This is a genomic window from Serratia sp. AKBS12 (assembly GCF_024793895.1).
Classification (GTDB): domain Bacteria; phylum Pseudomonadota; class Gammaproteobacteria; order Enterobacterales; family Enterobacteriaceae; genus Serratia_F.
Map to the genome: position 1 here is coordinate 140,352 of NZ_JANUSB010000007.1, position 10,725 is coordinate 151,076.

Here is a 10,725-nt window from a genome sequence, read left to right on the forward strand (position 1 = left end):
TTGCTGTGACGCGGCTCGCCCTATTAGCAAATCTCAGGATGTATCGTGTTAAATCATTTTGGTAACCAAGGGACTATGCCATGACCGTGCGGCGCTGGTTTAATCCTCTGTTGTGCGCATTAGTGCTGATTGGCCTGAATATGCGCCCCCTGCTGACCTCTATTGGCCCACTGTTGCCGACGCTGCGCCAGGCCACCGGGCTGAGCTTTGGTGGTGCGGCGCTGCTGACCACCTTGCCGGTGCTGATGATGGGCCTGATGGCGTTGGCCGGCGGCGCCATCAGCCGTTGTTGCAGTGAGCAAGCCGGCATCCTGCTGAGCCTGTTGGCGATTGGTCTGGGGGCGCTGTGGCGCGAGCTGGCGCCGGACAGCACGCAGCTGTTATTGAGCGCGGTGCTGGGTGGGCTGGGCATTGGCGTGATACAGGCGATGATGCCGGGCATTATCAAGCAGCATTTCCTCAAGCAGATGGCGCTGGTGGCCGGGCTATGGTCGGCGGCACTGATGGGCGGCGGCGGGCTGGGGGCGGCGATCACCCCATGGCTGCTGTCCAGCGGCGCGGATTGGCACCGTGCGCTGGCCTGGTGGGCGCTGCCGGCGCTGTTGGCAGCGATGGTCTGGCTGGCGGTCAGCCGTGGGCTTGGCCGTTTGCCGCAGCCAAGGCTGGCGCAGGCAGCCAGCATGTGGCGCAATCCTCGCGCCTGGCTGCTGGGGCTGTATTTCGGCTTGATTAACGGCGGCTATACCAGCCTGATAGCCTGGCTACCACCGTATTATATGCAGCAGGGATGGCAAGCGCAGGCCAGCGGTGCACTGCTGGCGTTGATGACCGCCGGACAGGTGGCGGGGGCCTTGCTGCTGCCGGCGTTGGCGCGATCGTCAGATCGCCGCCCGCTGTTGTTGCTGGCGTTGGCGATGCAGCTGGTCGGGTTTATCGGCCTGATTTATCAACCGCTGACGCTGCCGTGGTTGTGGGCGCTGCTGGCCGGTATCGGCCTGGGCGGTGCGTTTCCGCTGTGTCTGGTACTGGCGCTCGATCATATCGCGCAATCGGCGCTGGCGGGGCGTCTGGTGGCCTTTATGCAGGGCATCGGTTTTCTGTTGGCGGGGGTGACGCCCTATGTTTCCGGCCTGCTGCGCGACTACAGCGGTGGCTTCGTGCTCGACTGGCAGATCCACGCGCTGGCGGTGGTGGCGCTGATAGCCATGACCTGGCGTTTCCATCCGCACAGCTACCGGCGCGCCTTCGCCGAGTCATAATTTTGTCACTGCGGCTCCCTATAGTGACGTTGCCTTTTTACCTTTGGGCATAACCATCATCAGGGAGCGTAGAACATGTATTTTAAAAAATCCCGTCTGGCGCTGTTGGCCGGCTGTCTGGCGTTCAGCGCGCCGTTGCTGGCACAGCAGGCCGTTACCGCCGAGCTGGCCGGGCATGCGTTGTTGCCGGTGAACTCCACCGTTGCCACGCCGGATGATGCGCCGTCGGATCTACAGCAGAGCGGCAAATACACCAGCGGCCAGCGGGTCGACACGCTGGGCAGCGTGGCGGGTAAATCTGCCGATCGCCTGACGGGCATCGGGCTGCCGATTAACGGCCAGCCGCTGCAAGGGCATTCGGGCATCAAACACATGGCAGATGGCAGCTACTGGGTACTGACCGACAACGGCTTCGGCAGCAAGGCCAATTCACCGGATGCCATGCTGTATCTCAATCATTACCAGATTGATTTTAACACCGGCGGCGTTAAACGCCTGAAAACGGTGTTTTTGCACGATCCGGACAAGAAAGTGCCGTTTCATATCGTTAACGAGAGCAGTGAGAAGCGCTATCTGACCGGTAGCGATTTCGACCCGGAAAGCTTCCAGTTCGCTGACAATGCCCTGTGGATCGGCGAAGAGTTCGGCCCCTACCTGATCAAGGCCGATCTGGATGGCAAGATCCTGGCGGTATTTGCTACCGAGGTGGAGGGTAAAACGGTGAAATCGCCGGACAACCCGACCCTGACCCTGCCGGGAGCGCCGGATGGCAAGCAAAACTTCCAGGTGGCGCGTTCCAAGGGCTTTGAGGGCATGGCCGCCTCCAAAGACGGTACGATGTTGTACCCGCTGCTGGAAGGTGCGCTGTGGGACGGCGAGAAATTTGAGAATATCGACGGCAAGCGTTATCTGCGGGTGCTGGAGTTTGACGTAAAACGGCAGCAATGGACCGGCCGCAGCTGGCAGTACCTGCTGGAAGACAACGCTCATGCCATTGGCGATTTTAATATGATTGATGCGACCCATGGACTGGTGATTGAACGTGACAACGGCGAGGGCACGGCGGATAAAGCCTGCGCCAGCGGGGCGCCGACCGGTAACTGCTTTAGTCAGTTGGCGAAGTTCAAACGCGTATACCGTATCGCGTTTTCGGCTGACAATGTTGGCAAGCCGGTAGAAAAACAGGCTTATATTGACCTGCTGAATATTCAGGATCCGCACAAACTGGCGCGCAAGCCGTTAAATAACGGCGTGCTGACCTTCCCGTTCTTCACCATTGAAAACGTTGATGTGGTAGATGACAGCCATATCGTGGTGGGCAATGACAATAATTTCCCGTTTTCCTCCAGCCGTCAGCCGAATGTGGCGGATGATAACGAATTTATTTTGTTAAACGTGCCGCAGTTATTAAAACCGTAATGTCCCGGCGCCGCCCACTCGGCGCCTGTTACCCACTGATTGATGATTGTCAACGGGTTGGCGGTTTCCCCATTGTCTGCTGGTTAATTTTACTCTCTCAACTGCAAATCTATAGCGAAATGGAAAATAGACGCGTTCCTGCTGATTACCGTAGCCAGGAAAAACAGCTGGCAGAACTATTATCAACAATGGCTGGAGACGATGCGCAGTGTCGTTGCATGAACGCGCGCTGAGCAGGGGCGGCAGGCTGGCCGGCGCGAAACCGACCTCCATGGTTTCAGAAATAGTCCACCAGCATGGTTGCGCCGCTGCTGAACTCGCCTTCGGTTAGCGTGCTGGCGGCATTTTTCACCGGCACGGCATCCAGCTTGGGCAGATTGGCGTAATCAATACTGAATGCGCTATTGATATTCAACGCCTTGCCGTCCGCCAACAGCTTAATGCCCAAACCATTGACGCTGGTCTGCAGCACATTGGCGTTAAACGCGGCGCCGCTGCCGACGATTTTCATTTTCAACTGGCGTGAACCGTCGAGAAATTCGCATTCGACGGTGTAGTCCAGCCGCTGCATATAACGATTGCCGTCAATTCTGTTCACCCCGACGTCACCAAAATTGACATCAATCACTTTTCCTTTATTAATAACGCACGGCGGCGGTGCCACTATGGTGGCGGAAATATTTACCTGCGTGCCCTGGTCAGCGGCCAAAACGCCACCGCAGGCTGCCGACAGGGCGACCAGCATGCCACCCCTCAGCCCTTTGCTTATGCTGAACATAATCGTTAACCCTGCCTCACGGAGCACTGAAAATAAGCGTTGCCGATCCGGATAATGGCCCGGTGGCAATGCTGGTATAAGGTACGTTATTTTTTACCGGCACAAAGGTGATGGTATCGCTACCGACGCCGTTGACGATGCGTGTTCGAAAGGCGTCGTTGGGTTTAACCACCGCGTCTTTATACATCATGGCCACGCCGACATTGGCATTGGTGGTCTTGATGTAATCCGCTGAAAACCCGCTGGAATCGCTGACCAGACGAATCAGGATATCCTGCGTGGCGCTCAGATCGTCACATTGATATGTCAACGCCTTGTCCTGTTTTATCTGCGCATTATTGACCGTTGTCGTCAGATAATCCTGCCTGATCTGGTTAAAGTTGACGTCAATCTGCCGGCCGTTATTGATGGTGCAGGTGGTGGTGACAAAATACGCATCATTATCGGCAATCAGCCGCCAGCGGTAAGGGCCGCACTGTGGGCAATTCGGTCGGTCGTTGGTTTGGGAGAAATTGATTTGACCAATAACGTCACCTTTATTGATTTTAATATCAGGGGTCGGGAAACGGTTCAGCACGATGTATACCCGAATGGCGATCGACTGCGTATTCAGGTTGGTCAGCGTTACGACATTAATGCCGGAGGAGACCGGAGAAGGATAATCGCGGCCATTAATTGTCATGCCGCTGCCGATGCCGCCAAAAATGCCATTATTCATGCCCAGCGCCGGACTGTCGGTTTTCAAATAATCCGTCCAGCTGGCAACGTCATTTTTACAGGTGACCTGGCTGACGTTGACGATTTCATTCTTGCCATAGGAGAGTTGTGGCCCGATGCGTACCCGCACGTCGACCGGGGTGGTGGAGCCGCCAGGCCGGATCAGGCCACCGTCCGAGGTTCTGCAGGTAAAGGCAGACGCATTCCCCGCCAGTAAAAGGGCGGCTAACATCAGGCCACTGTTGACCAGGAAAACTAATTTTCTCACTGTAATATCCCAATAATGAGTGACTAACGGCAGCGCCTGTCGCAGTTGGCAACTCGGCGCGAGCTATCCTTATTTTGCCGGTGGAGAGGTTGTGGGGGGCTTAATATTGGTATGATCGGTCGCTGAGGTAGGCAATACCGGGTACCAGCGTAGCGAGTTTTTCACCGAGCCGGCGGAAACAATAACCTCGCCTTTTTCCACCATATCCAATAATAAATTCCGGGCGCGATACACGCCGACATCGATATATTCCGCCAATTGTCGCGTTGATAGCCATTTCTGCTGATTTAACGGTGGTTTACCGCATTCTGAAGGTGGTGAAAGCGTGAGTAGCGCCTGCCGCAGGTCTCGCTGAAGTTGTTGTATTTCCTGCTTTTTAGGAGATAGTGCTTCCATAATACATCCTCTGTATTCCGTTGCTGCTTTCCCTGGAAGAAATTCATTTTCTCTATATGCTGCGTATAGGATAAAACCAAGAGAAAGCAAATGACTAACTCTGTTGACTGCCTGAAATTTTTAGTTTTTTTTCGCCTTACTTTATAGGCGTTTACCAAGGGCCGAAGTCATAAGATTAGGCCTATTTTTGGTTTATTATATTCACAAAACCCCAGTTTGCGATCTCATTGTTTGGCAAATAACAAAAAACAGGATTTTGTTCTAGTTTTGAATATTTTACGATCTATGAGGCTAAAAATAGTGGGAAATTAGCCGGATAAAGGAAATAAATTGCGAATATTTAACGGGCGTTAAAAAACTCTTTGTTTAAAGCAGGGCTTTTGCCAGAATATTCATCGCCGGCCATGAGGGCTAGCTTGGGTAAATGAGATTTTATTCGCTAATTAAACGATTATTTATGCCGTTGAGTTTATTAATGAATTAAATCCTTTTTCCCGCTATTAAAGGGAGGCTTTATCGTAGACATCTCTCTGGCTCTGGCAAGTTTACTACTCTCAAAATGCTAAAGATTAAGAGCTGCTTATTTATGCGCGGTTACGCGTTGGGCTGCCCGATCTTTACGGGAATACGCATTATTTTCTTATAAGGAATATAGGTTTTATGAAACTTAATAAAGTCATGATGGCAGCAGTGATTGCATTTGGCGCTACCTCTTTCGCTCACGCTGCCGATCAGGGTCACGGTAAAGTAAAATTCATCGGTTCTATTATTGATGCACCTTGCTCTATTGCACCAGAATCGATCTATCAGATCGTAGATCTGGGCCAGGTGTCCAACGTGGCGCTGAAAAATGGCGGCACCTCCAACCCACGTCCGTTTGACATCAAACTGGAGCAGTGTGATACCACTACGCTGAAAAGCGTCAGCGTAACCTTCAGCGGCACCGAATCTACCGGTAACAAGGATCTGTTGGGGATTGCAGGTACTGCCAAAGGCGCTGGCATCGCCATTTCCTATAACGGCAAACCTATCACTCTGGGTACCGCTACCCCGTCTCAGAACCTGAACAACAACAACAACACCCTGCACTTTGCCGCTTATTTGCAAGGCGAAGGTGCCTCGGCTGCCGTGGTTCCAGGTGATTTCACCGCCGTAGCCGACTTCACGCTGGCCTATCAGTAAGTAACCCCGCAGGTATAAATACACCAGGCATGCTGCGAGTTGCATGTCTGGTTAATCTCCTGTCAAAAGGAATGCCGCGATGTTTTTACAAGGGAATCATGGCGTGAAATCGTGGGTATGGATATTGGCGCTGGCTTCTGCGGCGTGTGACGCCGCGCCTGTCATTCAGGGGTGGGGGCGAGTCAATATGCAGGGTGCGATTATTGATACCGCCTGTGCGATTGCCGCCGGCAGCCGCGACCAGACAATCGACATGGATACCATTCCACTTGGGCAAATCATTCGTGACGGTCGGGGACTGACCAAAAGCTTCAGTATTGAATTGGTGAACTGTCAATTAGAACGACCAGGCAATAAACCGGACTGGCGATTTTTTCAGGTGACGTTTGACGGCTCTGCCGAAGACGGTCTTTTTGGCGTACAGGGAGAAGCCCGTGGTGTGGCGCTGAGAATAAACGACGCTGACGGCAATCAGGTGATACCAGGCAAACCATTGTCGCTGGAAAAAATAATACCGGGAAACAGCACGCTTAATTATTCCATGACGCTGATGCCTAATCACCAACCGCTCAGGGCCGGGGCCTATTTTTCCACGCTGCGTTTTAAACTGGATTATTTTTAATTTTCTCTCGTTTTGGCAGTTAATGGGTTTTTAAAAGGGATTTTTATTATGCTTTCACCGGCAGGGAAATTATTTCGTCTTCAGGTCCTGGGACTGTGCATTACCTTGTCGTTAAGCCATTCGGTTATGCGGGCTTACGCCGCGGACGAAGTCCAGTTCAACACCGATGTTTTAGATATCAACGATCGAAAGAATATCGATCTGAGCCAATTTACGCGCAGTGGCTATATTATGCCGGGCGCTTATACCCTGGTCGTACACGTTAATAAAATGGACCTGCCGGAACAGCCGATCGGTTTTGTCGCGCCGGAGAACGATGCCAAAGGCAGCGAAGTGTGTTTATCGCCAACGCTGGTCGGCCAATTGGGCCTCAAAGAAAAGCTGGCGACTACGCTGCGCTGGTCGCACGACGGCCAGTGTCTGGATCTGACCAGCCTGAAAGGCATGGAAGCACACGGCGATCTGAGTACCTCATCGCTGTATCTCAATATTCCCCAGGCGTATCTGGAGTACAGCTCCGAGAATTGGGATCCGCCTTCTCGCTGGGATAACGGTATTCCGGGCCTGCTGTTTGACTACAACGTCAACGGCCAAAGCCAGAAGAACCTGAAGGGAGGTGGCAGCGGTTATAGCCTGAGCGGCAACGGCACCACCGGCGGTAACCTCGGCGCCTGGCGGCTACGCGCCGACTGGCAGGCGAACCTTAATCACCAGACCGGCTCGGGCCAGCAGACCAACACCCAGTTCGACTGGAGCCGTTATTACGCCTATCGGGCGATCCCGGCGCTGCGTTCCCGCCTGACCATGGGCGAGGATTATTTGAATTCCGACCTGTTCGACAGCCTGCGCTTCACCGGCGCCAGCCTGCGTTCGGACGACAATATGCTGCCGCCGAATCTGCGTGGCTATGCGCCGGAAGTGAGCGGGGTGGCCAAGACCAACGCCAAGGTGGTTATCAGCCAGCAAGGACGCGTGCTGTATGAAACGCAGGTCGCTGCCGGGCCATTCCGTATTCAGGACATTAACGATGCCGTGTCCGGCGAGCTGGAGGTGCGGGTAGAGGAGCAGGACGGCAGCGTGCAGGAGTTCAAGATGAACACCGCCAGTATCCCGTACCTGACGCGTCCGGGCAGCGTGCGCTACAAGCTGGCGGCGGGCAAGCCGTCGGAATGGGGCCATCATCTGCGCGGGCCGTTGTTCGGAACCGGGGAATTTTCCTGGGGGGTCAGCAACGGCTGGTCACTGTACGGCGGTGCGATCGCCGGTGGCGATTACAACGCCCTGTCGCTGGGTATTGGTCGCGACTTGATGGCTCTGGGAGCGCTGTCGTTTGACGCCACGCAATCGCGCGCCAGCTTGCCGCAGGACGGCGTCAAGAGCGGCAGTTCCTATCGCCTGAGCTATTCAAAGAACTTCGATGAGTACGACAGCCAGGTGACGTTTGCCGGTTACCGCTTCTCCCAGGAGGATTTCATGAGCATGGGGGAATACCTGGACGAACGTTACGAAGGCAACCGCAGCGGCAAGAGCAAGGAGATGTACACCATCACCTTCAACAAGCAGTTCCGCGATCTGGGGTTGAGCGCCTATCTCAACTATAGCCACCAAACGTACTGGGATCGGGCTGCCAACGATCGCTATAACCTGATGCTGTCGCGTTACTTCGACATCGGCGACGTCAAAAACGCCAGCGTGTCGCTGTCGGCCTACCGCAATCGTTACAACGAGCGCAACGACGACGGTATGTATCTGTCGCTGTCGGTGCCCTGGGGCAACGCCGCCACGCTCAGCTACAACATGACGGTTGACCGCGACGACAGCTCGCATCGCGTGGGCTATTACGATCGGATCGATGAACACAATAACTATCAGTTGAACGCCGGTGTCGCCCGTAGCGGGGCAACCATGAGCGGCTATTACAGCCACGAGGGCGATCTGGCGCAGATCAACGCCAACGCCAGCTATCAGGCCGGCCGTTACAGCGCGGTCGGCCTGGCGGCACAGGGCGGCATGACGCTGACGGCAGAAGGTGCGGTGCTGCACCGCACCAACACCCCGGGCGGCACGCGATTGCTGCTCGATACCGATGGCGTGGCGGACGTGCCGGTGCGTGGCTATGGCAGCACGGTAATGACCAACCGCTTTGGCAAGGCGGTAGTCACCGACGTCAACAGCTATTACCGCAACAAGGCCAGCATCGATCTCAACCGCCTGGATGACAACGTGGAAGCCACGCGTTCGGTGGTACAGGCCACCCTGACCGAAGGGGCGATCGGCTATCGCAAGTTCGACGTGATCGCCGGCGAGAAGGCGATGGCGATCGTCAAACTGGCCGATGGCAGCGAACCGCCGTTCGGCGCAACGGTAATCAACTCACGCAAGCAGCAGACCGGTATCGTCAACGACGGCGGCAGCGTCTATCTGTCTGGCATCAATGCCGGTGAGGTGATGAGCGTGCACTGGAACGGCGGGCCGCAGTGTGAAATTCGTCTGCCGACGCCGCTGCCGGCCGACATGCTGATGAATACCCTGTTATTGCCATGTCACCCCGTGACGGCGAATACGCCCGCACCGGCCGCCCAGCGCGCGGCGGCCACTCGTTCATGAATGATTGTTAACCGTGAAGAAGATAAACCCGATGATGAACACAGCAAGATTTTCCCTGTTGAGCACTTTTGCCGCCATGGCGGCGCTGGCGGCGGGCATGGTCGCCACGTCGTCCCAGGCGGCCATCGCGCTGGATCGCACGCGTGTGATCTTCAGCGGTGACCAAAAGACCATGAGTCTTAACGTCAGCAACCAGAACCAGCAGTTGCCATATCTGGCACAGGGATGGATTGAAGATGCCCAGGGTAACAAGATCCAAAGTCCGTTTACCGTCCTGCCACCGGTGCAGCGTATCGAGCCGGGCAAACCGAGCCAGGTGAAGATCCAGGCGCTGCCGGTGGCCAGGCAGTTGCCGCAGGATCGCGAGACGCTTTATTACTTCAACCTGCGCGAAATCCCGCCACGCAGCGATAAGCCCAATACGCTGCAAATTGCGCTGCAAACGCGAATAAAAATGTTCTATCGGCCGGCGGCGATTGCGCCGCAGAAAAATGCGGCGCCAAGCCAGGAGGCGCTGACGCTGACCCGGCGGGGCGACAGCTATCAGGTGAACAACCCGACGCCGTATTACGTGACGCTGGTAGACGCCAGTACGCGCAAAGAGGGCAAGGGAGTGGCCGGTTTTGAGCCGCTGATGATTGCGCCGAAGGGCAGCGCGCCGTTGAGCGTTTCGGCGGCTGCATTGGGTGCCAGCCCGGTACTGACTTATATCAATGATTACGGCGGCCGCCCACAGCTGGTGTTCAGCTGCAACGGCGGTAGCTGCCAGGTGGTGCCGGACAGGAAGTAGCCGGTAACGGCAGTCAACAGACAGCGGAGAGAACAACCATGTACAACAGCCCCGGAACCCCCCTTGATCGCTATCAGCGACGGCGGATTGGCCTGACGGCGGCGGCAGCGCTGATGGTGCCACTGACGGCCGGCATGATTTTGATGCTGATGCCGCAGGCGCGAGCGGTAGACAACTGGGACGTAGAAGGCGCCACCGGCATGTTGCATGTCCACGGCGAGCTGACCGAAAGCGCCTGTAGCCTGGAAATGGCCTCGGCGCGGCAAGAGATTTGGCTGGGCAACACCGGCAGCGCGCATTTTCAGCAGCCGGGCGATCGTGGTACGCCAGTGGCGTTCGAACTGAAGTTGAAGGATTGCCTGCGTGCACCGGCCAGCAGCCGAGACGCCTGGAGCGGTGCGCTGGCATGGAGCGGTAGTCAGCCGGCGGTTTCGGTGGCTTTTATGGCGCCAGCCGATGACGACGCGCCGATGCTGGTCAAGGTAACGGGCGTCAGCGGACTGGGATTGCAGCTGGCGGACAGCAGTGGGCAGCCGGTACGCCTTGGCGTACGCAATAAACCAAGGCTGCTGTCACCGGGGCAAAATACCTTGAGCTATACGGTGACGCCGGTGCGTACGCCGGCAACGCTGGGCGTTGGTGCCTACCGCGCGGTGATTGATTTTCGGCTGTTTTACGACTGATCGC

At 55.9% G+C, this 10,725-nt stretch carries 10 protein-coding genes; 7 read left to right on the top strand and 3 right to left on the bottom strand.

Annotated elements, in window-relative coordinates:
- The first annotated feature begins 80 nt into the window (after nucleotides 1-80).
- A complete protein-coding gene (locus NYE85_RS05225; protein ID WP_259003533.1) occupies nucleotides 81-1,259 on the top strand; it encodes a cyanate transporter in 1,179 nt (392 codons plus the stop codon).
- Between the two features lie 75 nt (nucleotides 1,260-1,334).
- Complete coding sequence (locus NYE85_RS05230) at nucleotides 1,335-2,678, top strand: esterase-like activity of phytase family protein (protein WP_259003534.1); 1,344 nt, start codon at nucleotides 1,335-1,337, stop codon at nucleotides 2,676-2,678.
- A 277-nt stretch (nucleotides 2,679-2,955) separates the two neighbouring features.
- On the opposite strand, the gene NYE85_RS05235 is transcribed toward NYE85_RS05230, so the two are convergent.
- The 3 genes from NYE85_RS05235 to NYE85_RS05245 all read right to left on the bottom strand — a co-directional run bounded on the left by NYE85_RS05235 (nucleotide 2,956) and on the right by NYE85_RS05245 (nucleotide 4,837).
- On the bottom strand, nucleotides 2,956-3,456 hold the full coding sequence (locus NYE85_RS05235; protein ID WP_259003535.1) for a fimbrial protein: 501 nt from the start codon (nucleotides 3,454-3,456) through the stop codon (nucleotides 2,956-2,958).
- A 16-nt stretch (nucleotides 3,457-3,472) separates the two neighbouring features.
- Nucleotides 3,473-4,405 carry a fimbrial protein gene (locus NYE85_RS05240; protein ID WP_259003761.1) on the bottom strand — a complete coding sequence of 311 codons (933 nt, stop codon included), beginning with the start codon at nucleotides 4,403-4,405 and terminating at the stop codon, nucleotides 3,473-3,475.
- A 105-nt stretch (nucleotides 4,406-4,510) separates the two neighbouring features.
- The gene (locus tag NYE85_RS05245; protein WP_259003536.1) at nucleotides 4,511-4,837 is read right to left on the bottom strand and encodes a hypothetical protein; all 327 of its coding nucleotides are present in this window, start codon (nucleotides 4,835-4,837) and stop codon (nucleotides 4,511-4,513) included.
- 660 nt (nucleotides 4,838-5,497) lie between these two features.
- Here NYE85_RS05245 and NYE85_RS05250 point away from each other — a divergent pair.
- From NYE85_RS05250 to NYE85_RS05270, 5 genes are all read left to right on the top strand, one after another.
- On the top strand, nucleotides 5,498-6,019 hold the full coding sequence (locus NYE85_RS05250; protein ID WP_259003537.1) for a fimbrial protein: 522 nt from the start codon (nucleotides 5,498-5,500) through the stop codon (nucleotides 6,017-6,019).
- A 79-nt stretch (nucleotides 6,020-6,098) separates the two neighbouring features.
- On the top strand, nucleotides 6,099-6,641 hold the full coding sequence (locus tag NYE85_RS05255) for a fimbrial protein (RefSeq protein WP_259003538.1): 543 nt from the start codon (nucleotides 6,099-6,101) through the stop codon (nucleotides 6,639-6,641).
- A 45-nt stretch (nucleotides 6,642-6,686) separates the two neighbouring features.
- Nucleotides 6,687-9,248 carry an outer membrane usher protein gene (locus NYE85_RS05260; protein WP_405050656.1) on the top strand — a complete coding sequence of 854 codons (2,562 nt, stop codon included), beginning with the start codon at nucleotides 6,687-6,689 and terminating at the stop codon, nucleotides 9,246-9,248.
- 31 nt (nucleotides 9,249-9,279) lie between these two features.
- Nucleotides 9,280-10,038: a fimbria/pilus periplasmic chaperone gene (locus NYE85_RS05265; RefSeq protein WP_259003540.1), complete on the top strand. Its 759-nt coding sequence runs from the start codon at nucleotides 9,280-9,282 to the stop codon at nucleotides 10,036-10,038.
- A 38-nt stretch (nucleotides 10,039-10,076) separates the two neighbouring features.
- A complete protein-coding gene (locus NYE85_RS05270) occupies nucleotides 10,077-10,721 on the top strand; it encodes a fimbrial protein (RefSeq protein WP_259003542.1) in 645 nt (214 codons plus the stop codon).
- Nucleotides 10,722-10,725: the final 4 nt, after the last annotated feature.

Bases quoted from the DNA above. Each gene is read 5' to 3' on its own strand.
- NYE85_RS05225 (WP_259003533.1), top strand. From the start codon at position 81: ATGACCGTGCGGCGCTGGTTTAATCCTCTGTTGTGCGCATTAGTGCTG.
- NYE85_RS05230 (WP_259003534.1), top strand. From the start codon at position 1,335: ATGTATTTTAAAAAATCCCGTCTGGCGCTGTTGGCCGGCTGTCTGGCG.
- NYE85_RS05235 (WP_259003535.1), bottom strand. From the start codon at position 3,456: ATGTTCAGCATAAGCAAAGGGCTGAGGGGTGGCATGCTGGTCGCCCTG.
- NYE85_RS05240 (WP_259003761.1), bottom strand. From the start codon at position 4,405: ATGTTAGCCGCCCTTTTACTGGCGGGGAATGCGTCTGCCTTTACCTGC.
- NYE85_RS05245 (WP_259003536.1), bottom strand. From the start codon at position 4,837: ATGGAAGCACTATCTCCTAAAAAGCAGGAAATACAACAACTTCAGCGA.
- NYE85_RS05250 (WP_259003537.1), top strand. From the start codon at position 5,498: ATGAAACTTAATAAAGTCATGATGGCAGCAGTGATTGCATTTGGCGCT.
- NYE85_RS05255 (WP_259003538.1), top strand. From the start codon at position 6,099: ATGTTTTTACAAGGGAATCATGGCGTGAAATCGTGGGTATGGATATTG.
- NYE85_RS05265 (WP_259003540.1), top strand. From the start codon at position 9,280: ATGATGAACACAGCAAGATTTTCCCTGTTGAGCACTTTTGCCGCCATG.
- NYE85_RS05270 (WP_259003542.1), top strand. From the start codon at position 10,077: ATGTACAACAGCCCCGGAACCCCCCTTGATCGCTATCAGCGACGGCGG.